The following is a 23,664-nucleotide window of genomic DNA, read 5'->3' on the forward strand; positions in this document are numbered from 1 at the left end:
CATGCAAACGAGTTTTATTACACAAACTGTGAAAAATTACGGAACTACTTGATAACCATTCTTTCATAACCGTTATTCGTCGCGGCTCTACTGCACTGCACCATGACACCGGTCGCGACGAAGACGGCGCAGGCAGGCGGCGCATGCCGCCCGCCCGCGCTCCCGAAACCCTAATCGCAAGCCAAGCTTAAGGAGGTCGCCGTCCAATAACATCGCGCCCAACGCGACGCACCGCCGCTAGAGCGGCGTCGAGTCCGGCGCCGGAATCGCCCGGCCACGCGCCCGGCCTTCCATTCAGAGCCGTGAACATGATCTCGCCCAAGCCGCACGCGGCTCCCGGGCAAGGAATCAAGCGGTTCTCAGAGTCCGTTCACAGTCCGTCGAGCAAAGCGAGACAAGGCGAGGAGAGTTGAAGATGCGAATGCGCCTACGGCGCGCGAGCATTCTGAACACCCAGTCACCGCGTCCCGCCTTACAAACGCGGACAATTGAATAGGCTCTCAGATGCAGTGTCTCGTTCGGCGAGGCTCCTATGCAAACACAGGTCACTGATCTGACGACGTCGAGAGACGCCCAAGGTTAGGACAGGCTTTATCGGATTAAGGTATAGCCCAAAGTGACTTCCCGCATGCAGTCGGGATACGTTGCATAGTGCCAAAACTTAGACGCGGAGATAGCTTTTCTGCACTCTCTCTTCTGGTTTACGCCCCCATTGTGACAACTGTTTGTGGTTATAAAACAGCTAACGGGGAATACCTCAAAATGTCTTTTGCAAGCATCACCCTGCCTACCGCTCAGGCAAACGAAGTCAATCTGAAAGAAACCGTCGCCTCCTACATGAGCGACTCGCTGATTACCCTCAGCCGCGACATGAAAGTCAGCGAAGCGCGCGAGCACATGCTCAAACAGCTGCGCGACGAAGACATTCCCGCCCAGATTTTCGTCATCGACGGCAGCCGCTTCCTGCACGGTCAACTCTCGGTCAAGCGCCTGCTGACCGAAACCGACCTGACGCTGCCGGTTTCCGCACTGATGGGCCCCACCGCTTTTGTCGTCGAGCCTAACCAACAGCGCCGCGATATCGTGCCGGAGCTGATAGACAAGGGCGTGGACCTCGCGCCCGTGGTCAGCGGCGGCAAGCTGCTGGGCGCTCTGTACGAAAAGGAAATCGCCGCGTTGATCCGCGACGAAGGCACCGACGACGCGCAACGCCAGGGCGCCAGCCTGCCGCTGGAGACCTCCTACCTGGAAAGCTCCCCGTGGAGCTTGTGGAAAAAGCGCCTGCCCTGGCTGCTGCTGCTGTTCTTCGCGGAAGCCTACACCAGCACCATCCTGCAAGTGTTCGAAGAGCAGCTGGAAGCCGCCATCGCCTTGGCCTTCTTCATCCCGCTGCTGATCGGCACCGGCGGCAACAGCGGCACCCAGATCACCTCCACCCTGGTGCGCGCGATGGCGATGGGCGAAGTCAGCCTGCGCAATATCGGCACGGTGCTGCGCAAAGAGGTGACCACTTCCTTCATGATTGCGCTGGCCATCGGCGTGGTGGCCTGGATACGGGCCTGGATGCTGGGCGTGGGCGACGAAGTGGCCTTGGTGGTGTGTCTGACCCTGATCGCCATCACCATCTGGAGCGCCATCGTGTCCTCCATCATCCCGATGCTGCTGAAGAAAATGCGCATCGACCCGGCCGTGGTGTCGGCGCCTTTCATCGCCACCTTCATCGACGGCACCGGTCTGGTGATTTACTTCAATATCGCCATGCTGGTGATTTCCGACCTGGCCTAAAGCCCGCTCAAGGTCTCGCGGACCTCCGCGAGACCGAACAGCATCGCGCAAACGACTCAAGTCCGGGGACAGCCTACGCCTGTCCCTGCCTCCGGCTTGATCGCAAGGCAGGGCGCGCCAAGCCCAATCAAAATCGAGCGGCCATGCCGGCGCCTGCCGGCGCGCCGCCACCGGCAATATTGCAAGGAGTTACCCGATGAAAAACCATACGGTAACGAATCATCAGGATGGCCTCAGCCCTGCCGCCGCTTGCTGCCACACGCTGCTTGGCAACTTGAGCAAGCAGATCTCGCCGAAGCTGAAATCGGACAAGGCGACCCGCCCGGCCGACGAGTGGCAATCCGCCAGCGTGCTTCTGGACCTCCCTCAAACCAATGCCGCCCTATTCCACACGCTGTTGATGGGCATGCTGGCGATGGATGACGCGCAGGCGCTGCAAACCGTGTATCCCTCCCTCAAATACCTAGGGCCGCAGCCTTGCCCCAGTCCCGCAATGAGCTGTATCAGCCCCATCCAAACCGAACACCCCATGACAGCCGACCAAGACTACCCCTTGGGCTTTGCGGTGCGTGCCCATGACGGTCATGGAGCAGCCATCGCCTATGCCGCGCATGAAATGCGCGACATTCATGGCGGCATGCGCTTGAAATCGACTATCGCGCTGCCTGGAGCCCTTCCCTGTTCGCGGCTGCAAGGACACCTGGATCACTTTGCCGCTGAATTTGGCCATTGGCACGCGGCGGTGATGTCCGGCGGCAGCACCTGGGCGGGTTTGCTCTTATAAGCGCCGATTCACAACACAACCGACGCTGCCTTGCCCGACGCGCCGCGCCGCCTGCGCTGGCGCGTCGGCGCGCCTGGCCTTGGGGCAGCCCTCGCCGCGCAAGCCAAAAGCGAAAGAGGCCATGCGCGCGCACGGCGATAGGCACTCCGCTTCCCGCCCCATGTTTTCACGAAACGCAAGCACCTTTGAACAGGCGCTAAGGCCAGTCCTCCTCCCTTGGTTTTTATCACATCATCGCCACATTGTTTTTGCCCAGAAGTCATGCTAATGTCCTGATAAATTTAAATAATCAAGACATACGCCGGCACCTCATTTCATCGCAACGCCACTTAAACGGCCTCTTTCATGACCCATTCAAACCGTAAACGCTTCGCCGCCGCGCTGGCGCTGGCCGCGGCGCTGCCGCTGGCGGCCCACGCCGAAACCTTCGACCTGGGCGCCATTCTCAAGGACGGCATCAAGAAGGCGCTGCAAAAAGATCCCGCCGCGGACGGCGCCGCCGCCCCGATGGCTCCCGGCGTCTACGACGGCTCCGACAAACAGTTCGAGCGCACGCTGACCATCCGTCCCAACGGCAAGTTCGAACTGGAAGTCATGCAAAAAGGCAAACCCGGCCAACTGCGCTCCGGCTCCGGCAGCGGACAGTTGCAGGCCAACGGCGGACAGTGGCGCTATAGCGAAGGCATCTGCACGATGAACGTCCTGCCCCAGGCCTCCGCGGTGCAAGTGCAGGTGGAGCGGTGCGCCAGCGCCTTCGGCGACGTGCCCTTCGACGGCGTTTATCGTCTGAGCAAAGCGACCGGCGGCGCCCAGGCCGGCGGCGGCAAGAACAAGGCCTTGGCGGCGCAGCTGAGCTGCCACAATCTCAACCTCAGCGAAAACGGCGTCGCCAAACTGCTGGCCGCCGCCGCCGGCACCACGCCCAATCAGGTATGGGAACACGAGCTGGCCTTGCCGGGAGGCTATGACTACGGCGGCCTGCCTATCCGCTCCGTGCAGCTGTCCGAAGTGGACGGCGGTTTCCTGGCGCTGTTCGTGGACGGCGACGCCGCCGCCATCAAGAGCGCGATCAAGAAAGCCCAGCGCAAGAGCAGCAGCGCGGCGATGTTGAGCAAGGTGGGGGAAAGCTATCCCTTCCCGGGCAAACCCAACGGCCTGCCCTATGTGCAGTGCCGCAGCAAGGCGGTTCAAAACGGACTGTATTGACGCTTGCCCCAAACGACAATGGCCCCGGCAAACGCCGGGGCCATTGCATTTAGTCGACCCGTTTAAAGCTCAACCGCAAGCGCCGACGTGGCCGCAGGCGGTGCAGAACTCGCAACCGTCTTTCTTGATCAGCGCGTGGTTGCCGCATTCCGGGCAGGGTTTGCCCGGCACCTGTTTCAAGGCGGCGCTGGCTTCCGGGCTGAACAGATCGCTCTGCTCCGGCACCATCACCCCCATCTCCTCCAGCGGCACGCCTTCCTCGGTCAGCACGCCCAGCATCGCGTAGCGGTGGATGATCAGCTGCGCCAGATAGGCGACGGTGGACGGCCAGCTCTGCGATTTTTCCACGCCGGGGATGCGGGCGAAGAAATCGCCCTGCGGCTCGGCGTAGCTCAGCAGCTTGCGCAGCTTGAGGCCGATCCAGGCCGGATCTATCACCCGCATGTCCAGGCTCAGCATTTTGCACAGGCCGTCCAGCTCGCGCGGGTAGGCGCCGGCCAGCCACATCGAATACGGCCGGCGCTGGCCGTTGGGCAGCACCAGTTCCTTGATGAAGAGCACGAAGTCGTCGCCGGTTTGCGGGTTGCTGACGTCCACCGACCAGCTCATGGTGCCGTCGGTGCCCGATTTGGGCTCCTTGCGCGCGAACAGCGCGTCCATCACCGGCGTCGGCTCGTTCTGGTCCGCCGGCAGCGCGCCCAATTGCTCGACGCGATGACGCACCACCTGGCCCAAGGCCGCCGAGGCCGAGGTGGCGTAAACGGTGCGCTCGCCCAGATCGAACACATAGCGCTTGTCGCCGTTGGTGTGCGACAGCGCGTCCAGCTTGGCCGCCAGCCAACCGTGATCGCGGCAGCGCATGTCCATGGACAGAGTCTTGGCCACCGCGCCCAGGCCGCGCTGTTCTTCCGTGGCGTTGACCCAGCATTCGAACGGCGACACCCGGCCGTTCTCCACATGGCCCACCACCACGGCGAAATCGCCGGCGTCGCCTTCCACCATGAAGGTCCACGACGGGTTGCCTTCCTTCAGCTTGGGCCGGTTCGGCCATTTCAGGCTGGACAGCGCCGGCGTCGGCGCGGTGTTGAGCACCACGCGGCGGTCCGGGTCGCCGTCGCCGCTGCCGGACAGGTCCTGCGGTGTGGCGGCGCTGGGCTTGGCCGGCTCCACCGACAGCACCGAACCCAGCACATTATTGGGCCGGTAGGTGGTGATGCCCTTCAGGCCGGCGCGCCAGGCTTCCAGATAGAGGCTTTCGAAATCGTCGAAGGGGTAATCGCCGGGCACGTTCACCGTCTTGGAAATGGCGGTGTCGATATAGGGCGCCACCGCCGCCACCATGCGCATATGGTCCAGCGCGCTCATTTCCAGCGCGGAGACGAAGTAGTCCGGCAAGGCGTTGGTGTCGCCGCCCTGCATCCGGTAAACGCGGTAAGCGTGGTCTTCCACCAGGTATTCCTGCTGGCTGCCGTCGGCCATGCGCTTCTTGCGGGTGTAGAACCAGGAGAACGGCGGCTCGATGCCGTTGGAGGCGTTGTCGGCGAAGGCCAGCGAAATGGTGCCGGTGGGCGCGATGGACAACAGGTGCGAGTTGCGGATGCCGTGCTTGCGGATGCGCGCCTTGATCGCCTCCGGCAGCCGGCTGGCGCAATGCGGCGCGGCCAGGTAGGCGTCGGCGTCGAACAGCGGGAAGCCGCCCTTCTCGATGGCGAGATCCACCGAGGCGTCGTAGGCGGCGTCGCGCATCGCCTCGGAAATGCGGCTGGCGAAGCGGCGGCCCTCCTCGCTGTCATAGCGTATTTTCAGCATGATCAGCGCGTCGCCCAGGCCTGTGAAGCCCAGACCGACGCGGCGCTTGGCCTGCGCCTCGCGCTGCTGCTCTTCCAGCGGCCACACCGTCAGGTCCAGCACATTGTCCAGCATGCGCACCGACATGCGCACCACTTTCTCGAAGCTCTTGAAGTCGAAGCTGGGCTTGTCGCCAAAGGGCTGGCGCACGTGGCGGCACAGATTGATGGAGCCCAGATCGCAGCAGCCGTAATCCGGCAGCGGCTGCTCGCCGCAGGGGTTGGTGGACTCGATCACCTCGCAATAGGACAGATTGTTGTCCTGATTGATGCGGGTCATGAACAGCACGCCCGGCTCCGCGTGATCGTAGGTGGAGGCCATGATCTGCCGCCACAGCTCGCGCGCCGGCACCGCGCGGTAGACCCACAGGCCGTCCGCGCGCTGATAACTGTCGGGGAAAGCGTTGGACGACGGCTCCACCGCGTGGGTCAGCTCCCAGGCGGCGTCCGCCTCCACCGCGCGCATGAAGTCGTCGGAGACGCCCACCGAGATATTGAAATTGCGCAGATCGCCCTGGTCCTTGGCGTGGATGAAGTCCTCCACGTCCGGGTGGGAAATGTCCAGCACCCCCATCTGCGCGCCGCGGCGCGCGCCGGCGGACTCCACCGTTTCGCAACTGCGGTCGAACACTCGCATATAGGACACCGGGCCGGACGCGCGGCTATTGGTGCCCTTGACCCGCGCGCCCTTGGGACGGATGCGCGAGAAGTTGTAGCCAACGCCGCCGCCGCGGCGCATGGTTTCCGCCGCCTGCAGCAAGGCCTCGTAAATGCCCACCTTGCCGTTTTCGGTTTCGGACACCGAATCGCCCACCGGCTGCACGAAGCAATTGATCAAGGTGGCGCGCAGATCGGTGCCGGCGGCGGAATTGATGCGGCCGCCGGGAATGAAGCCGTTTTCCAGCGCCTGATAGAACAACGGCTCGAAACGAGCCGGCTCGCTTTCCAGCGCCGCCAGCGCCTTGGCCACGCGCAGGCGCACTTCGCTCACGCTGTGTTCGCCGTTCTTGGCGTATTTTTCCAACAGCACCTCGCGGGAGATGTCCTGCTCGGTCATGGCGGCGATGTTTTCCTGCTTCATGGTTCCCGGTTCCTCTTGAATTGCGGCCTGCGGCGGCCAGGGCGGCCCCCTTCCAGCATGCAATGGACCGTGTGGGCCGCAAAAGGTTTCAACACGTCCGATACGCAATATCTGGAAAAGAAAAACGGCGTATTACACTATATGTAGTTACGCCGTTCGTTGACACATATCAAGCGCTATTCCACGCCGCCGCCGCTTTTCCCGCTTGTCATGGGTAAAAACACGACGCGCGGCCGCCGCCTCACGGCGTCTTCAGCTTCACCTCCAGCGGCACCCCGTCGCGGCCGGCGGAGACCTTGACCGGCTCGCCCAGCTGGATGCGCTCCTGCAAGGCCGGGTCGGTCTTGAGCATGGCCGCGCGCGCGTTGGCGGCGCGTTGCTTGGCCAGTTGCTGCAGGCTGGCGTCGGTGATGCTCTGCGCGGCGATCAACTCGTCCCGCAGCAGCTTGCCCAGGGCCGCGCCGGACGGCCCGCCCGGCTTCAGCGTGTGGCCCAGCAGCTTGAAGCGGCCGATCTGCTTGCCGTACACCGATTTGACCGCGGACAGGATTTCCTCGTCCTGCATGTCCGGCAGCGGCAGCGGCTCGCCGGCGCCCAGCTGATGGCCGGCGGCGGCGAAGATCGCCAGATCGGTTTGCGCGCGCGCCATTTCCTTGCGGTCCGCGTCGGCGTTGTAACCGCCGCTGATGGACAGCATCAACTTGGGCCGCTTGACCATCAGCCCGGCCACCTTGACCAGCTTCTCCCGCTCCGGCGGCGTCACATTGGCCTCGCCGGCCACGAAGCGGATATCGTCGAAGCCCTCGCCGCCCAGCAAGGCGCCCAGCGCGCGGAACGGCGCGGTCACCACCTTGGTCACCACGTTGACGATGGCTTTCCAGATGATCTTGCCGTAGCTGAACTGCGGATCGTCCAGGCTGCCGGCCACCGGCAGGTCCAGATCGATGCGCTTGTCGCTGTCCTCCAGAATGGCCACCGCCAGCCGCAGCGGCAGCCGCGGGCCCTTGTATTCGCTGTCCGGCAGCTCGTCGCCCAGTTGCAGGGAATCGATCACCACCCGGTTCTCGCCCTTGAGCTGGCGCTGCTCCAGCAGATAGCGCAGGTCCACCGACAAGCGTCCGTCCTTGACCTGCCAGCCGGCGAAGTTCATCGAATACGGGTTCAAGGTGCCCATGGAGATATTGCGGAAGGCCAGGGTGATGTCGGTGTTGTCCGTGGGCGCCAGCGGCGACAGCGCGCCGCGCACCTTGACGTCGCCGAACTGGTCCACGTCGCCGTCCAGCGTGATGTTGCCGCGCTGCTTGGCGCGGGTGGACAGGTTCTGGATGGAGCCGCGCAGATTATGCATGTCGGACGCGAAGTCAGGCTTCATGCCGTGGTCGGCGAACTGCACCCGCCCGCCCTGCACATGGATGGACCGGACCTCCACCAAGGGCAGCGGCGCCGCCTTGGCCGCCGGCGCCGGGGTCGCCGGCTTGCCGCCCTGGCCGGCGAACAGCCGGGTCAAATTGAGCTCGCGCTTTTCGTCCAGCACCAGCCGCGCCGCCGGCCCTTGCAGCCGCACATCGTTGATCGTCGCTTTCAGCGGCATGCCCTGAGCGCTGAGGCCGCGCACTTGCAGATCGCGCCACCCCAGCAAGGGCAGCTTCTCGCCCGGCTCGTACACCGCCAGCCGCGCCACGCCGGCGGAGCCGCCGACGCGCCAGCCGCGCGCGCCGACATCCAGATTCAGATCCGCGGACAACGCGCCGCCGCCGAAACGCAGCGAGGTCCCGCTCAAGGCGTACGGCGCCAGCGGCGCCAGCTGCACCCCGTCGGCGCGCAGCCTGCCCTTGAGCGCGCCGGCCGCGGCGTCGATATCGGCTTTGACCGCCAGCTTGCCGCCGTTGAGCCCGCCGGCCAGATCCAGCGCCAATTGCCGGCCGTCGTCCACCGCCACCGTGCCGCCCAGGCCGGACAGCGTCATGCTGGCCGGCTTGGACAGGCTGCGGTCGGTCCAGCGCAGCTGGCTGTCCTGCAAAGCCATTTCCGGGTAATCGAACTTCCAGGCCGGCGCGGCCTCGCCTTGCGCGCGCGCCGGGGCGGCGGCCGGTTTGGAACCGCCGGCCGGCTCGAACAAGCGGGCCAGATTGATCTGGCCGGTGCGGTCGCGCTCCACCTGCGCATCCAGGCCGCTCAAGCTCAGCTTGCCCGGCTCGATGCGACGGCCCTTTTGCGACAGCTGGCTGGACGCCAGCTCGGCGCTGGCCAGGCTCAAGACCGGCGCCGCGCCCTGCGCGCCCAGCTTCAGCTCGTCCAGCCGCGCCAGCAGGCCGGTCAGCGCGAAGCCGTTGTCCGGCGACAAGGAAAAACGGCCGGACAGCAAAGGCAGCTTGGCCTCCAGCGCCAAGGGCTGGCGGAAACCCTGATCCGCGTAGCTCACGCGCCAATTGCGCAGCTTGATCGCTTCGATGTTCACCAGCCACGGCAGCGGCGCGGCCGCCGGCTGCGGCTTAGCGGCGGCCGGCGCGGCCGGAATCGCCTTCTGCCAGTCCACCGTTCCATCGCGGTCGCGCCCGGCCATCGCCAGACCCTGGTCCAGTTCGATGGACTGCACTTTCAGCATTGAACGCGCCAGGTCCAGCGCGCCGCCTTCGACGCGGACTTCCGGAATCGTCAGTTCGCTGCGGCCGCCCGGCGCCTTCAGCGCGAAGCGCAGCAGGCTGGCGCGGAACGGCGACACCGTCAGCTCCGGCGTCTTGCCGGACATTTCAAAATGGTAGCGCGCGGACACGGACAGCCGCCCTTCCGGCGCGGCGGTGTTGAAATGCGGCTGCACATAGGGCCAGACCGAGGCCAGCGGCAACTCCGCCATCTGCGCCTCGCCGTCCGACTTCAGCGGTTGCAGATTGATGCTGCCCTTCCAGTTGAAGCGGGTGCCGTCGGTCATGGCCGCCTGCATCGTATAACTGCCGTTTTCCGGCAGCGTGGACAGGTCCAGCAGCGACAGATTCAACGGCACCAGGGTGAAGCGCTCGTCGCCGCCCAGTTGATCGGACAACTGCGCCTGGCCCTTCCGGATGTTCAAGGCCTTGATCATCAGCCGCGGCAGCTTGTCCGAGCCCCCTTCGGGCTTGGCCGGGCCGGCGGCGTCGGCGACGAAGCTGGCCCAGTTCCACTGCCCGGCGCGGTTGCGCGCCAGGGCCAGCCGCGGCTCTTCCAGGGAAAACTCCTGCGCCTGCCAGCGGCCGATCAAGAGCATGGACGGATCCAGGTTCAGATACGCCCGCTTCACCGCGAACAGCGGCCGGCCGTCGCCCTCGCTCAGCTTGAGATCCCTGACCTCCAGCGACATGTCCCAAGGCGTGATCCTCACCTCGCCCATGCTCAGCGTGCGGCCTATGCTCTTTGCCCACTTGGCCGCGGCGTCGCTGATCATGCCCGGCGCCAGCCAGCCCAGGAAGCCCCACAGCAGGGCCAGCAAGACGATGGGAACCGCCAGCCAGCGCAAACAACGACGGCGCGGTTTAGACGCTGGCGGCTTGGAATCTGAAGCGGGAGTGATCTGTTCGGTATCGTTTTCCATATCGTCTAATTCTAATACTCATAAAGAGGTCTTAACAGTCCCCTGGGCAGATTTCCCTGTTGCCGCAAACCAACAACTGACCGGCATCCAATCAATAATCATTGCGAATGTCCACGCGCCGGGACTAGCATGCATTCGTTCAAAATATTGAACATTTCGAACCAAAAACGATCAATGCTTTCAAAGCGGCATTGTGCCGTATTACCAAATCTGAGAGGAGCACCCGGATTGCCGATCCATCATTGGGCCCGATTCCAGCCCCGTCCCGCCTGCCCGCGCAGCCCCGGCTGCCGCACACTGGACCGTAGATTATTTTTAGTACAAGCGCAGCGGCCGCATACGCTGAGGCACGACGCCCGGCGCGACAGCAGCTCGGGCGCGCACACATGACAACAGAGGCTTTATGAATAACGCAGAACAAATCAACAAATGGTTGGACGACAATCGCATCACCGAAGTGGAATGCCTGATCCCGGACATGACCGGGCTCGCCCGCGGCAAGATCGTGCCGCGCCATAAATACAATCCGGCCGAAGGCCTGCGTCTGCCGGAAGCCGTGCTGTCCATGACCGTGACCGGGGACTACCCGGACCAGGACTTCACCTCCCTCGCCGATCCCGACATGCGGCTGATTCCCGACGCCAGCACCCTGCGTCCGGTGCCGTGGAACCTGGAGCCCACCGCCCAGATCATCCACGACTGCGCCTTTTTCGACGGCCGCCCGGTGGACCTGGCGCCGCGCAATGTGCTCAAGCGCATCCTCAAGCTGTACGAAGACGAAGGCCTCAAGGCCGTGGTGGCGCCGGAAATGGAGTTCTACCTGGTGGAAATCCAACCGGACGAAGACATCCCGCTGCGCCCGCCGGTTGGCCGCACCAAACGCACCGAAGCCGGCATGCAGAGCTTCTCCATCGACGCCGTCAACGAATACGACGGCATCTTCGACGTGATGTACGACTGGTGCGAAGCCCAGGGCCTGGCGCTGGACACCCTGATCCACGAAATGGGCACCGCCCAGATGGAAATCAATCTGGACCACGGCGACCCGCTGGCGCTGGCGGACCAGGTCTTCCTATTCAAACGCACCGTGCGCGAAGTGGCGATCCGCAACAATATGTACGCCACCTTCATGGCCAAGCCGATGCAGGGCCAGCCCGGCAGCGCCATGCACTTGCATCAGAGCGTGGTGGACAGGGAGAGCGGCAAGAACATCTTCAGCCTGAAGGACGGCCAGCCCTCGCAGAAATTCTTCCATTTCATCGGCGGCCTGCAAAACTATCTGCCGCCGGCGATGCCCTTTTTCGCGCCCTATGTGAATTCCTACCGCCGGCTGAGCCGCTACACCTCGGCGCCGATCAATCTGTCCTGGGGCTACGACAACCGCACCTGCGGCCTGCGCGTGCCGCACTCGGACCCGCAGGCGCGGCGAGTGGAAAACCGCCTGGCCGGCGTGGACGTCAACCCCTATCTGGCCATCGCCGCCAGCCTGGCCTGCGGTTATCTGGGCATGAAACAGGGCCTGATGCCGTCCGAACCGCTAAGCGGCAGCGCCTACGAGCAACCGCACCAGCTGCCCCGCCACCTGGACGACGCCATCGACATGCTGCTCAAGTGCGAACCGCTGACCAATCTCTTCGGCGAACACTTCATCCGCACCTATAGCGCGATCAAGGAAGCCGAGTACCGCGAATACTTCGACGTGATCAGCCCGTGGGAGCGGCGCTTCCTGCTGCTGCACGTTTGATCGGCGCTTAGAGCGTGTTCACCGTTTCGCGAGCCAAGCTGAGACAAGGCGAAAACCGCTGAGAAAGCGGAGCGCGCACACGGTAGACGCGCGTTTCGAAGTGGTACTCGCCGTGCAACGCTTCACAATGCGCTGCGGACTTTGAACCGCTTCTTAAGGCGCGGACCGCTCGCCGCCGGCCCCTGTTCCGGGCCGGCGGCTTTTCCGCCCCACCGTCATCAAACTGTGCATTGACAATCCCCGGCTCAGAATATTCAATATGCTTAACACTTGCCGCCAGAGCATTCCATGCACCCAAGCCCCCAGCCCGACCCCGTCCGCCCAGCGCCCTGCGCCGGGCTGAGCCTGAGCCAAGTCCTGCGCCAGGTGCAAAGCGACGCCTCCCCGGACAACGACCGCGACTACTGCCGCGCGCTGCACGACTTCGTGCGCGACCGCGTGCGCTTCGGCTTCACCAGCCAGTTTGAAACCGTCACGCCGGAACGCACGCTGGCGCTGGGCCGCGGCCATTGCAACGCCCAGGGCGACCTGCTGCGCGCGCTGCTGACCACCGCCGGCATTCCGGCGCGGCTGCGCTTCGTGCGGTTGGACAAGCGCGTGCTGCGCCACGCGGTGCCGGCCCCGATCTACCTCTGCCTGCCGGAACACCTGTTCCACGGCCTGGTGCAAGCGCGGCTGGACGGCCGCTGGCTGCACTGCGACAGCTATCTGTTCGACCCCGACGGCTTCGAACGCCAATACGCGCGCCTGCTCGCCTCCGGCCTGCCCCGCGGCTACGGCCTGCGCCTGGGCGCGGACTGCCGCTGGAGCGCGGACGCCGACAGCTTCTGCCAAGCCGGCGCCGACGACCTCCACGACGAAGACCCGGTCTACGACAACCTGGCCATCGCCCTGCAGGAAAAAGCCGGCAACAACACCTTGCTGGGCCTGCACTTCAACCAATGGCTGAAACTGGCGCCGTCGCCGCTGCGCCGGCGCGGCGAACGCTATCTGAACAGCCGGCTGCATCCCGCCCGCTGACGCGGCCGGCCGGCGCGGCCGCTATGACGGCAAGCCGCCGGCTCCCGGCTTGCACGCCCAGGTGGCGATGAAGGCCGGCAGATAGCCGTCGATGACAAAGCGCGGCGTCGGCTGCATCTCCTCGTGAAACCCCGCCAGCAAGAAGCCGGCCTCCAGCTGGCCGCCTATCTGCTCCGCCAGGCTGTGGCCGAAGACCAGCGCCTCGCCGCCGGCCCGCTTGGCCGCCAACGCCTCCGGCGCCAGATCCCGCAGATCGGAATACGGCGCCGGATAGCGCGGCCGGATCAGGCCCTGGCGCGCGTATTCCGGATCGCGGTCGCCGATGAAGGCCGCCGGATTGAAAAAACTGCTGAGCAGGCGGCCGCCCGGACGCAGCACCCTGAAGCACTCGCGCCACACCGGACGCACGTCCGGCACGTAAAGATTGGAAATCGGGTGGAATACGCAATCGAAGCTGGCGTCGGCGAAACGGGACAGCTCGCGCATATCGCCCAGCTCCGTCGCCAGGCTCAGCCCTTCGCGCCGCGCCACCAGGCGGTCGCGCTCCAACTGCTGCTCGGAGGCGTCCAATACCGTGACCTCGGCGCCGGCCGCCGCCAAGAGCGGACCCTGCTGGCCGCCGCCGCTGGCCAGACACAGAATGCGCCAGCCGGCCACCTGATCCAGCCAGCCGGCCGGCAACGGCCCCGGCGTCAGCCGCGCCCGGTGATCGCCCGCGCGCGCGGCGGCGACGGCGGCGGCGTCCACCGGCTGCGACCACGGACCGGCCTGCTCGGCCTGGCGGTCCCAGGCGGCCTGATTATGCGAAAAAATATCGAGAGAAACGTGTTCCGACATGGGGAGTCCTATTCCATTCAGAAAATTGGGGACACCCAGCCAAAACCGCATCCATAGCGAAATGGACAGCCCCCGCGAAGGGGCAAAGACGAAGCGGAAGACCAAACGAAACGGCAATGCGGCAAACGGCCCTGGCTGGGCAAACGAGTGACGGGCATTACAGCTTCATTCCGGCGCGCTCCTATCGGGACAACACTGAAGAGATTCAAACCGCGCAAGCCTGGCGGCGCAGGCGCTCATTCTACGCCAGATCAAATTTAAATGACATAGCAATTCTGCAAACAAGGCCATTCAAGCTTTGCGCTCCCTCACCCCTCGGAGACATGATGAAAGCTTGCCTGGCACTGTGCGCCGCGCTGCTGGCCGCCCCCGCCCTCGCCGCCTATCCCGACGACCTCAGGCTGACCACCTGGAACGCGATGCTGCTGCCGCAGTCGCTCTATCCCAATTACGGCCAGGAACAGCGCGCCCGGCTGATCGCCGCCGCCCCCATCCTGCAAAACCAGGACGTGGCGGTGTTTCAGGAACTGCAGGACAACAGCAGCTCCGAAGCGCTGCTGCAAGGCCTGAAAGCCCGCTTCCCGCACCAGACCCCGGTGATAGGCCGCAGCCAGAGCGGCTGGGACGGCACCGAAGGCTGGAACGGCTCCAAGCCGGAAGACGGCGGCGTCGCCATCGTCAGCCGCTGGCCGATTGTGGAAAAACGGCAATACCTGTTCCGCACCGCCGGCTGCAGCTGGGAACAATACGCGCTCAAGGGCTTCGCCTACGCCAAGCTGCAAGCGGGCGGCCGCTACTATCACGTGCTGGGCGCCCACCTGCAGTCGGAAGACAGCGGCTGCAAGGACCACGCCGCGGTGCGCCAGGCCCAGCTGCGCGAAATCGCCGACTGGCTGCGCGCGCGGCAACTGCCCAAGGACGAAATGGTGCTGATTGCCGGCGACATGAACGTGGACCGCCGCAAGCCGGCGGAATACCGCGCGATGCTGGACATCCTGCAAGCCAGCGAGCCGCGCTACGCCGGCGTCGCCGACAGCTTCGACACCGCGCGCAACGGCCTGGCGCTGGAGCGCTACGGCGCGCGCGGCGGCGACGTCCCGGAATACCTGGACTACATCCTGACGCTGAAAGCCCACCGCCAGCCGTCCGCCTGGCACAATCTGGCGCTGGACGCGCCGTCCCCGCAGTGGACGGTGCAATCCGTCGGCAAGCACACTTACGCCTACACCGACTACAGCGACCACTACCCGGTGCAGGCCTTCGCCTGGGCCGACGCCGCCACGCCCACGCAATCCTATACCGACCAGGCCGGCAGCTACCGCCAGGTAAGCCTGCAAAACCTGGGCAACGGCCAATGGCTGCAAAGCGCCGCCGCCAACGACGGCTGGCTGAAGACCGGCCCCGGCAACGGCCCCGCCGCCCGCTTCAATCTGTCCAACAACTTCGCCATGCGCGACAACGGCTGCCTGCGCTCAGGCGACTATCTGCGGGTGGAGCGCGCCGACCGCCCCGGCTGGTTCTGGACCTGGTGGGGCGGCCTGGACGCCAATCAATACGCCTACTACACCAAGCAAGGCCCGCTCAACGCCTCCACGGAACTGCGGCTGCAGATTCAGGACCGGCCGGACGGCTGCCTGCGGGACGGCGACATCGTCAGTTTCAAGGATTGGGCGCGGCAGAGCGATTACTATCTGACCGCCTGGAACGGCGGCGCTCACGATGGCCAGCTCTATCTATGGCAGCCCGGCGTCGGCCCGCGCGAACGCTTCCGCGTCGGCATCGCGCGCCAGCCGCAGCGGCAGGATTGGAAAGCGCAATTGATTTACGCGCAGAACAAGAAGCGCTAAGAACGTGTTTACGATCTCGCGAGCTAAGGCGAGACAAGGCGAAAACAGCTGAAAAAACGGAGTGCACACACGGTATATGAGCATTTCGAAGCGGTACTCGCCGTGTCACGTCTCACGACGCGCAGCAGATCGTAAACAGATTCCAACGAGAACAGCGGGCGGCTAGCCGCCCGCTTTCAGGAGCGTTACCAGGCGAGGATCAGCAACAAACTGCCCAGCAACAAACACAAGGGAGAATAGAAACGGGTGTCGTTGCGGGCGAAGCGGCTGTCGCGCACGCTCTTGAACAAGCCGACGTAGCGAAATTCGCCGATGCCGCGCAGCAGCAACGCCGCCGCCAGCGCCAGCAAGCCCCAGCGCACGGTCTCCATTTGCCAGAAGCGCGTCAGATGGCCATGCAGCGCAACCGCCAGCGCCGACAAGGCCAACACGCCGGCCACGGCGAACGTGCCGCCGCGGGTGGGCTGGAACAAGGGCTTGCCGTCCACCTCGGGCACGGCGGCGCCCATGCCCACGGTGCCGCCCAGCGCCCAATAGCAATGGACCAGACTGATAATCAGAAAAACAGTAATCAAAAACAGGCTCAGCATAAGCAGGTTCCCTTTCTAATTAAGTGTTTATCGGAAGTTCAACCTCGCCTTGATTATAACACAATCCCATCTGCATTGATTTTCGGCAAAAAAACGGCAACGCCGGGCAAACTCGCGCCCATCGCCTCGGGTGGCGCGCTGAGTGAATTCTGCAAGCCGCCCTCCGGCTTTTTGACGACAGTAGCGGGGTCGAATCACTCCATGTCTTCCACTTGAAAGCCCACCCCATGCCAAACATCACCGCCCACAGCGCCACTCGCCCCCTCGCCGCTCCCGCGGCCTTGCCGACTGCCCGCGCCGCCGCCGCTCAGCCACAACTGGGCCTGGGCCGACAGCTGGCCAGCGCCTCGAATCGCTGCGCCGCCGCGCCGGACCGCCCGCAAACCACGCAAGGACCCGTTCCGCAACAAGCCCGTTTCCAGTCGCTGTTGTTCCGGGTGGCCAACGGCGAGGTCAACGCCTCCCCTGCGCGTCAGGACCAAGCGGTGGCGCTGTACGGTCTGAGTCACGCGCAAATGCAGCTGTCCCGTTTCGTGCGCGGCGAACTGGACATGCAAAACGTCGCCACCATCGCCAATTACAATAAGCAGCTGAACATCGTCCATTACAGCCGCGACGACGCCATGTATAGCATCTCGCCTCGCAAGCTGATCCAGGAATTCAGCCGCCACATCAGCGACGCCGCCGCCGGCAAGCTGGTCAAGCGCGCGCCGCAGCCGGCCGCCCCCATCCTCCAGGCCTGGGCCGATTACCTGGGCGCCCATCACACGCGGCTGGACCCGTTTGTCCGGCTCAACGCGCTGCTGGCCGACGTGCCGCCGGCGGAGCGCTCCGCCGTGGCCACCCGCTTTGTGCTGAAGAACACCAGCGGCGGCTGCCGCACGGAAACCACGGTCAACACCTTGCTCTATCTGGTGCACGCCTGCGGCTGCAAAAACGCCGACGACGTCGCCGCCGCGCTCGGCAAGCGCACGCTGGAACAGCGCGACCTGCTGGACCTGTCCGAACTGTTCATCAAGCACTTCTTCCGCAACTCCAGCAAACTGGGCCTGGAATTCTTCGCCCAACAAGGCGCGGAAATCGCCTTTGCCTGGAACGACGCCGGCCGCGGCAAGATGGACCTTGAAGCGATACGGCAAAAACCCTGGCAAGAACAGCAGCGCCGCTTCCAGCACAGCTACGAGCCGATCACCTACTCCGAAGTCCGCTCCGTGCTGCGTCAGCCCGAGCTGTTCGACGGCAAGGTCTCCAAAGTGTATTTCGCCGACAACGGCGTGGAACTGGCCGGCTCTCCCGCCTCCGAGCAATGGGTGGCGCTGACGCGCCCCATCGCCGCGCAGCGCCACTAACTAAACAAGGCCGCATAAGACAACAGCCCCCGGCGCTTTCGCACCGGGGGCTGTTTTCAGATCAAGCGCTCTCGACGCTTACTGCGCGTCCGCCTGGATCGCGGTCAGGGCGATGGTGTAGACGATGTCGTCCACCAGCGCGCCGCGCGACAGATCGTTGACCGGCTTGCGCAGGCCTTGCAGCATCGGGCCCACCGACACCACGCCGGCGGAGCGCTGCACCGCCTTGTAAGTGGTGTTGCCGGTGTTCAGGTCCGGGAACACGAAGACATTGGCGCGGCCGGCCACTTCGCTGTCCGGCGCCTTTTGGCGGCCTACGGATTCCACGCTGGCGGCGTCGTACTGCATCGGGCCGTCAATCATCAGATCCGGGCGCTTTTCCTTGGCGATGCGGGTGGCTTCGCGCACTTTCTCCACGTCCGAACCGCTGCCGGAAGTGCCGGTGGAGTAAGAGATCATCGCCACGCGCGGGCTCAGGCCGAAGGCGCTGGCGGAATCCGCGGACTGGATGGCGATGTCCGCCAGCTGCTCCGCATTCGGGTCCGGGTTCACCGCGCAGTCGCCGTACACCAGCACCTGATCCGGCATCAGCATGAAGAAGATGCTGGACACGATGCTCGCGCCCGGCGCGGTCTTGATCAGCTGCAGCGCCGGACGGATGGTGTTGGCGGTGGTGTGCACCGCGCCGGACACCAGGCCGTCCACCTCGTTCAGGGCCAGCATCATGGTGCCGATCACCACGCTGTCTTCCAGCTGTTCCGCCGCCTGCGGCGCGGTCAGGCCCTTGCTCTTGCGCATTTCCATCATCGGCGCCACATAGCGGCCGGCGGCCTCTTTCGGGGCCAGGATTTCAATATCGGCCGGCAGGGTCACGCCCTGGGCTTCCGCCACTTGGCGGATGCGCTCCGGTTCGCCGATCAGCACGCAGCGGGCAATGCCCTTCTCGTGGCAGATGGCGGCGGCCTGGATGGTGCGCGGCTCGTCGCCCTCCGGCAGCACGATGCGCTTTTGCGAGCGGCGCGCGCTCTCGATCAGACGATGGCGGAAGGCCGGCGGCGGCAGGCGCACTTCGCGCGGCTCGCCTATCTTCTGCACCAGCACCGCGGTGTCGATGCGCTCGGCCACGAAGTCGATCATCGCCTGCATGCGCTCGGCGTCTTCCATCGCCACGTGACGGTCCAGATTGGCCAGCATGGTGCTGGTCTCATAGGTGTCGCGCTCGGTGGACAGAATGGTCAGGCCGGCTTGGCGCGCGGACTGGATCAGCGGCAGGATGCTGCCGGACACCGGTTCGCCGCAGGTCAGCAGCAGGCCGGCCAGCGGCACGCCGCGCAGCATGGCCAGCGAGGTGGCCAGCACCACGTCGCTGCGGTCGCCCGGCGTCACCACCAGGGTGCCCGGCAGCAGACGCTCGGCCATCTTCTCCACGGTGCGGGCCGCCACCACGGTTTCGCGCATGCGCGCTTGCTCGATCTGGCCGGCGTGTTCGATCTTCAAACCCAGCGCGCTGACCACGTCCAGCACGCGTGGCGCGTCCAGCTTGGCGTCGTAAGGCACGCAGCCCAGCAGCGGCGTGGCGCAGCCCTGCGCCGCCAACTCCGCGCGCAGGCCGGCCAGATTGCCGCACTCCGCGCCGCGGTTCAGCAGCAGACCGGCCAGTTTGCCGTTGCCGTCGGCGCCGAACTGGCGCTGCACCAGCTGCACGCATTCGGCGATGTCGCGCGCGCCGCGGCCGGCGCCGGACAGCACCAGCAACAGTTCCGCGGACAGGCTGCCGGCCATTTCCGCGTTCAGGCGGATGGCGGTTTGCGCGTCGCTGTCCGGCACCAGGCCTTCAACGATCAGCACGTCGTGATTGTCCCGCGCCTGTTCCGCCAGGCGCACCACGTCTTCCATCAAGGTGGCCAGCTCGCCTTCGCGCAGCATGGCTTGAGCGCGGGCAAACGGGATGGACGCCGGCGCGTCGATATTGCACAGCTGACGGGCGAAGTGGCTGGACAGCTCTGCGCCCACGCTGGCGGGCTGCGCGATGGGCTTGACGAAGCCCACCTTGATGCCGTCGCGCTCCAGCGCGTGCACCAGGCCCAGGGTCATGGAGGTCAGCCCGGCGTCCGAACCATAGGAAGCCAGGAAAAACACTCGTTTCGGTTGTTGCGATGTCATGAGTTTTACTTTCGACGCGCGCGCCGCCGCAAAGCGGCCCGGCGTTCAGAATCAGGCGGCGGCCGACGGAGCGCCGGCCGCGCGATACGGACGCGGCTTGCGCCGCGAAGTCCTATCAGATACCGGCCAGGTCGGCGGTATCCTTGGCGATCATCCACTCTTCGTTGGTGGCCATCACCAGCGCGGTGGTGCTGCCCGGCTGGCTGATCACGCCGGTGTTGCCGCGCACGGCGCGCTCGTTGGCGGCCGCGTCCACGGCGAAGCCCAGCACCTTCATGTGGTTCAGGGTCTTCTCGCGCAGCAGGCTGGAGTTCTCGCCGATGCCGCCGGTGAACACCAGCGCGTCGATGCGGTCCAGCGAGGTGGCCAGGCCGCCCAGCAGGCGGGCCAGACGGTGGGCGAACATGTCCAGCGCCAGTTGCGCGTCCACATTGCCTTCCGCCGCCGCTTCTTCAAGAGCGCGACAGTCGCTGGACACGCCGGAAATGCCCAGCAGGCCGCTCTGCTTGTTCAGCAGATTGTCGATGCCGTCCAGATCCAGGCCTTCCTTGCGGGCGATGAAGGTCACCGCGGCCGGGTCGATATCGCCGGAACGGGTGCCCATGATCAGGCCTTCCAGCGGGGTCATGCCCATGGTGGTGTCCATGCACTTGCCGTTTTTCACTGCGGAAGCGGACGCGCCGTTGCCCAGGTGGGCGATCAGGATGCCGTGATTAGCCGGGTCCAGCTTCAGCTCGGCCACGGTTTCGCCGGCGATGAAGCGGTGGCTGGTGCCGTGCATGCCGTAGCGGCGCACGCCGTATTCTTTGTAGAAGCGCTGCGGCACGGCGTACATATAGGCCGGCTTGGGCATGGTCTGATGGAAGGCGGTGTCGAACACCACCACCTGCGGCAGCTTGGGGAAGGCTTTCTGCGCGGCGCGGATGCCCACCAGGTGGCCCGGGTTGTGCAGCGGCGCCAGCGCGCAGCATTCTTCGATGCCGGCCAGCACTTCGTCGGTGATCAGCGCGGACGCCTGGAAGCGCTCGCCGCCGTGAACGATGCGGTGGCCGATGGCGACCACGCTGTCCAGCCACTCATGCTCGCCCATGAAACGGGTCAGCGCTTCCATCGCCTCGGCGTGGCTGCCGCCGTTCAGCGACTCCGTCTTCTTGCCTTCCGCGGTTTTGAAAATGATGCGCGAATCCGCCAGGCCCAGGCACTCGGCCAGACCGGACAGCAGCGGCTCGCTGGAGCCCTTGGGCAGCAGCGCGAATTTCAGCGAGGAACTGCCGCAGTTGATCACCAGAATTTCAGAAGATGTCGTCATAATATATCAGCGATTCATGATAGATAATTCGATAAACAAGCAGCGCCGCTCCGGGCGACGCTGCCAGCCAAAAACCACCGGCCGGAAGGCGTTCAAGTCACCTTCAAGCCTTTACAGGAAAACAACTCGCGGGCACGTTTGACTTGCTCCGGCGTGGGAATCGGCGTATCCGCCAACTGGTATTCCATGCCCAGCTTCTGCCACTTGTCCATGCCCAACTGATGGAAGGGCAACACCTCCACCCGCTCCACCACACTGCCCAGGCCGGCGACGAAATCCGCCAGCCTGCTGATGTCCTCGTCGCCGTCGGTCAAACCCGGCACCAGCACATAACGCACCCACATCTTCTTGCCCAGGCGTTGCAGCCGGCGGGCAAAGTCCAGCGTCGGCTGCAAGGGCTGGCCGGTCAGCGCGTGATAGCGCTCCGGGTCCGAATGCTTGATGTCCAGCATCACCAGGTCCACCGCGTCGAACCACTCGTCGCTCACCCGCTCGTGCAAAAAGCCCTGGGTATCCAGCGCCGTGTGCAGGCCGAAGCGGCGCTTGGCCTCGCGGAACAGCGCGCCCACGAAAGCGTCCTGCATCAGCGGCTCGCCGCCGGACACCGTCACGCCGCCGGCGAACTTCAAGAAGCGCGCGTACGGCTCCAGCTCCGCCATCGCCTGCTCCACCGTGGCCTGGCGGCCGTTGTGCAGCTTCCAGGTATCCGGGTTATGGCAGTATAGGCAGCGGAACTGACAGCCCGAGGTGAAGAAGACAAAGCGCATGCCAGGCCCATCCACCCCGGCCCCGCTCTCCGTGGAGTGCAGGTAACCCACCACGGATTCGGGAGACATGGCGTGTTCTTGCGGGACCGTGTCCACGGCGGTTTGGGTATCTGGCATGCGTTTGTGCTCCTATGGCCGACAGAGGCCGGCCCTTAACAGGCCGCCTTTTAAAGCATAGTGCGCGGTTCCGAACGGGGGCGAGCCCAAAACGCCAGAGCCGAACACAAATGTTATTTTACGAACACATTTTATATTCTAAAACGAAAATATGTGTTTGATACAGGTCAAAAGCGTACATTGTGATGTGCGCACGCCACATCCTCCCACACCCCCCACCCGGCAAACCCTTGATTTACGTGGAGTTCTAGTTAAAACAGTCGTTAGTTTTACCTTGCACTGCAATATTTCCGCTCGTTCTCGAACATCGTCATAACACGCCGGGGGCATAAACCCGGCCCCGCAAGCGCCGGACCGCGGCTGAGCTGGATCAAGGCAAGCCCCGTTTTTGCAAACGTCATGACCGCCGCCTATTATGCCAAAGGGATTCCACACCTTCGGTAAACCGCCATGAACGCACTGCGCCTCGCCCTCAAAAGCGTGATCGAATATCCGCTGCCCGCCTCCAGCCAAACCCATGAAGTGGCCGCCATCGGGGCGGACCTGCTGCTGATCTCCCAGCAACCGTCCGGCGCCCTGGTCAAAATGCGCGTGGACCCGCACAGCGGCCAGCCGCGCGCCGCCGTGTCCCACGTCATCGACAACCCGTTTTCCGGCCTGCACGGGCTGACCGTTTCCAAAACCTACCCCGGCTGCCTGTGGGTGACGCTGCAATTCCAGTCCGAGCTGCTGCTGATAGACCCGATAGCGTCTGACCTCACCACGCCGCCAAAAATCCTCAAGCGGGTGCCGCTGCCGCCGCCGGCGCGCGGCCCGCACGTGGTGGCGGAAGACGGCGACATCCTGTGGACCTCCTGCAAGGACAGCCATCACATCGTGCGCATCAACAGCCTCATGCCCGCGGACGCCACCCTCTATCCCTGCCCGCCGCGGCCCATCTTCGTCCAGCTCCACCCGGACAGCGGCGACGTGTACGCCACCCTGGACCAATCCAGCCAGCTCTACCGCATCCCGGCCAACGGCGACGCGCCGGCCGCCATAGAAATCCCCGCCGAACACGGCAACACCCCGGTGGGCATGGTGCCGGGGCCGGACGGCAATCTGTGGTTCGCGCTGCTGGGCAACGCCTCCGGCGGCAACGGCGGCTTCGGCCGCGTGCTGGCCGGCGGCGACATCGACTGGTTCCAGCTCACCACCGCCCCGGCCGCCGGCGCCGGCTTCATCCACCTGGGCTTTCCGCCCGCCGCCGGCCCGGAGCCGCGGCTGTATCTGCTGGCCTCGTCCATGGCCAGCGCCAACGCCCTCAACGGCGTGGTGCAAGTGAAGATGAGCGCGGACTACAGCCGCGTGGAAGCGCAACAAACCATCGCCTTCCCCTCGCAGCACAGCATGAGCCACCGCGTGCTCAGCACAGTGCACGGGCTCTACGCCACCGAACTGGGCGCCTGCTGCCTGGCGCATCTGCTCCCGGCGGAGAATCGTTACGGCGAAGGCGTCAATGAAATGGCCGACCCCTATTCGCTGTGGGGCTGCGGCATACCGGAGGGAGAAGTGCGTTATCCGGGAGCGCACCGGGAGGAATAGCGCCTGGCCATGCCCGGTCTGGCGAAGCCTTGACGGCAGGATACGACTGAACGGCTCCGGCCCCGCAAA

15 protein-coding genes and 1 riboswitch are annotated in these 23,664 nt (G+C 64.9%); of the genes, 8 read left to right on the forward strand and 7 right to left on the reverse strand.

What is annotated here, in order from left to right; translation table 11 throughout:
* Nucleotides 1–506: 506 nt before the first annotated feature.
* Nucleotides 507–680, forward strand: a riboswitch (M-box (ykoK) riboswitch).
* Nucleotides 681–762: 82 nt separating this feature from the next.
* From AB1Z25_RS12915 to AB1Z25_RS12925, 3 genes are all read left to right on the forward strand, one after another.
* Nucleotides 763–1,785, forward strand: a complete 1,023-nt coding sequence (locus tag AB1Z25_RS12915) for a magnesium transporter (protein ID WP_227107802.1) — start codon at nucleotides 763–765, stop codon at nucleotides 1,783–1,785.
* Nucleotides 1,786–1,981: 196 nt separating this feature from the next.
* Nucleotides 1,982–2,569 (forward strand): hypothetical protein, encoded by a 588-nt coding sequence (locus AB1Z25_RS12920; protein WP_486635404.1) that lies wholly within the window; start codon nucleotides 1,982–1,984, stop codon nucleotides 2,567–2,569.
* Between the two features lie 345 nt (nucleotides 2,570–2,914).
* On the forward strand, nucleotides 2,915–3,775 hold the full coding sequence (locus AB1Z25_RS12925) for a hypothetical protein (protein WP_486635405.1): 861 nt from the start codon (nucleotides 2,915–2,917) through the stop codon (nucleotides 3,773–3,775).
* Nucleotides 3,776–3,844: 69 nt separating this feature from the next.
* Here AB1Z25_RS12925 and AB1Z25_RS12930 read toward each other — a convergent pair whose 3' ends face one another.
* Together AB1Z25_RS12930 and AB1Z25_RS12935 are read right to left on the reverse strand one after the other, a co-directional pair.
* Nucleotides 3,845–6,703: an adenosylcobalamin-dependent ribonucleoside-diphosphate reductase gene (locus AB1Z25_RS12930; protein WP_107800147.1), complete on the reverse strand. Its 2,859-nt coding sequence runs from the start codon at nucleotides 6,701–6,703 to the stop codon at nucleotides 3,845–3,847.
* A 241-nt stretch (nucleotides 6,704–6,944) separates the two neighbouring features.
* Entirely contained in the window at nucleotides 6,945–10,268 is a 3,324-nt protein-coding gene (locus tag AB1Z25_RS12935; RefSeq protein ID WP_486635406.1) for a DUF748 domain-containing protein, read from the reverse strand.
* Nucleotides 10,269–10,671: 403 nt separating this feature from the next.
* Between AB1Z25_RS12935 and AB1Z25_RS12940 the strand changes: the two genes are divergently transcribed.
* Nucleotides 10,672–12,012 (forward strand): glutamine synthetase family protein, encoded by a 1,341-nt coding sequence (locus tag AB1Z25_RS12940; protein ID WP_107800145.1) that lies wholly within the window; start codon nucleotides 10,672–10,674, stop codon nucleotides 12,010–12,012.
* Between the two features lie 288 nt (nucleotides 12,013–12,300).
* Nucleotides 12,301–13,032 (forward strand): transglutaminase domain-containing protein, encoded by a 732-nt coding sequence (locus AB1Z25_RS12945; protein WP_107800144.1) that lies wholly within the window; start codon nucleotides 12,301–12,303, stop codon nucleotides 13,030–13,032.
* Nucleotides 13,033–13,053: 21 nt separating this feature from the next.
* Here AB1Z25_RS12945 and AB1Z25_RS12950 read toward each other — a convergent pair whose 3' ends face one another.
* Nucleotides 13,054–13,869 (reverse strand): class I SAM-dependent methyltransferase, encoded by an 816-nt coding sequence (locus AB1Z25_RS12950; RefSeq protein ID WP_107800143.1) that lies wholly within the window; start codon nucleotides 13,867–13,869, stop codon nucleotides 13,054–13,056.
* 326 nt (nucleotides 13,870–14,195) lie between these two features.
* Here AB1Z25_RS12950 and sph point away from each other — a divergent pair, with 326 nt between their 5' ends.
* Nucleotides 14,196–15,716 carry a sphingomyelin phosphodiesterase gene (sph, locus tag AB1Z25_RS12955; RefSeq protein WP_486635407.1) on the forward strand — a complete coding sequence of 507 codons (1,521 nt, stop codon included), beginning with the start codon at nucleotides 14,196–14,198 and terminating at the stop codon, nucleotides 15,714–15,716.
* Nucleotides 15,717–15,901: 185 nt separating this feature from the next.
* On the opposite strand, the gene AB1Z25_RS12960 is transcribed toward sph, so the two are convergent.
* Entirely contained in the window at nucleotides 15,902–16,306 is a 405-nt protein-coding gene (locus AB1Z25_RS12960) for a DUF3995 domain-containing protein (RefSeq protein WP_107800141.1), read from the reverse strand.
* 227 nt (nucleotides 16,307–16,533) lie between these two features.
* Between AB1Z25_RS12960 and AB1Z25_RS12965 the strand changes: the two genes are divergently transcribed.
* Nucleotides 16,534–17,655 carry a hypothetical protein gene (locus AB1Z25_RS12965; protein ID WP_486635408.1) on the forward strand — a complete coding sequence of 374 codons (1,122 nt, stop codon included), beginning with the start codon at nucleotides 16,534–16,536 and terminating at the stop codon, nucleotides 17,653–17,655.
* 78 nt (nucleotides 17,656–17,733) lie between these two features.
* On the opposite strand, the gene pta is transcribed toward AB1Z25_RS12965, so the two are convergent.
* The 3 genes from pta to pflA form a co-directional block, all read right to left on the reverse strand.
* The gene (pta, locus tag AB1Z25_RS12970) at nucleotides 17,734–19,818 is read right to left on the reverse strand and encodes a phosphate acetyltransferase (protein ID WP_253314394.1); all 2,085 of its coding nucleotides are present in this window, start codon (nucleotides 19,816–19,818) and stop codon (nucleotides 17,734–17,736) included.
* Nucleotides 19,819–19,933: 115 nt separating this feature from the next.
* Entirely contained in the window at nucleotides 19,934–21,127 is a 1,194-nt protein-coding gene (locus AB1Z25_RS12975; RefSeq protein WP_043594375.1) for an acetate/propionate family kinase, read from the reverse strand.
* Nucleotides 21,128–21,219: 92 nt separating this feature from the next.
* Nucleotides 21,220–22,011 carry a pyruvate formate-lyase-activating protein gene (pflA, locus tag AB1Z25_RS12980; protein WP_235087924.1) on the reverse strand — a complete coding sequence of 264 codons (792 nt, stop codon included), beginning with the start codon at nucleotides 22,009–22,011 and terminating at the stop codon, nucleotides 21,220–21,222.
* 450 nt (nucleotides 22,012–22,461) lie between these two features.
* On the opposite strand from pflA, the gene AB1Z25_RS12985 reads away from it, so the two are divergent.
* Nucleotides 22,462–23,595, forward strand: coding sequence for a Vgb family protein (locus AB1Z25_RS12985; protein ID WP_486635409.1), 1,134 nt, complete (start codon nucleotides 22,462–22,464; stop codon nucleotides 23,593–23,595).
* The last annotated feature ends 69 nt before the right edge of the window (nucleotides 23,596–23,664 follow it).

Source organism: Chromobacterium sp. HL1, assembly GCF_057418835.1.

What these genes read in the sequence shown, in the direction of transcription:
- AB1Z25_RS12935 (WP_486635406.1), bottom strand. Translation starts at nt 10,268, where the DNA reads ATGGAAAACGATACCGAACAGATCACTCCCGCTTCAGATTCCAAGCCG.
- AB1Z25_RS12925 (WP_486635405.1), top strand. Translation starts at nt 2,915, where the DNA reads ATGACCCATTCAAACCGTAAACGCTTCGCCGCCGCGCTGGCGCTGGCC.
- AB1Z25_RS12930 (WP_107800147.1), bottom strand. Translation starts at nt 6,703, where the DNA reads ATGAAGCAGGAAAACATCGCCGCCATGACCGAGCAGGACATCTCCCGC.
- AB1Z25_RS12975 (WP_043594375.1), bottom strand. Translation starts at nt 21,127, where the DNA reads ATGACGACATCTTCTGAAATTCTGGTGATCAACTGCGGCAGTTCCTCG.
- AB1Z25_RS12915 (WP_227107802.1), top strand. Translation starts at nt 763, where the DNA reads ATGTCTTTTGCAAGCATCACCCTGCCTACCGCTCAGGCAAACGAAGTC.
- AB1Z25_RS12940 (WP_107800145.1), top strand. Translation starts at nt 10,672, where the DNA reads ATGAATAACGCAGAACAAATCAACAAATGGTTGGACGACAATCGCATC.
- AB1Z25_RS12945 (WP_107800144.1), top strand. Translation starts at nt 12,301, where the DNA reads ATGCACCCAAGCCCCCAGCCCGACCCCGTCCGCCCAGCGCCCTGCGCC.
- sph (WP_486635407.1), top strand. Translation starts at nt 14,196, where the DNA reads ATGAAAGCTTGCCTGGCACTGTGCGCCGCGCTGCTGGCCGCCCCCGCC.
- AB1Z25_RS12920 (WP_486635404.1), top strand. Translation starts at nt 1,982, where the DNA reads ATGAAAAACCATACGGTAACGAATCATCAGGATGGCCTCAGCCCTGCC.
- pta (WP_253314394.1), bottom strand. Translation starts at nt 19,818, where the DNA reads ATGACATCGCAACAACCGAAACGAGTGTTTTTCCTGGCTTCCTATGGT.
- AB1Z25_RS12965 (WP_486635408.1), top strand. Translation starts at nt 16,534, where the DNA reads ATGCCAAACATCACCGCCCACAGCGCCACTCGCCCCCTCGCCGCTCCC.
- pflA (WP_235087924.1), bottom strand. Translation starts at nt 22,011, where the DNA reads ATGCCAGATACCCAAACCGCCGTGGACACGGTCCCGCAAGAACACGCC.
- AB1Z25_RS12950 (WP_107800143.1), bottom strand. Translation starts at nt 13,869, where the DNA reads ATGTCGGAACACGTTTCTCTCGATATTTTTTCGCATAATCAGGCCGCC.
- AB1Z25_RS12985 (WP_486635409.1), top strand. Translation starts at nt 22,462, where the DNA reads ATGAACGCACTGCGCCTCGCCCTCAAAAGCGTGATCGAATATCCGCTG.
- AB1Z25_RS12960 (WP_107800141.1), bottom strand. Translation starts at nt 16,306, where the DNA reads ATGCTGAGCCTGTTTTTGATTACTGTTTTTCTGATTATCAGTCTGGTC.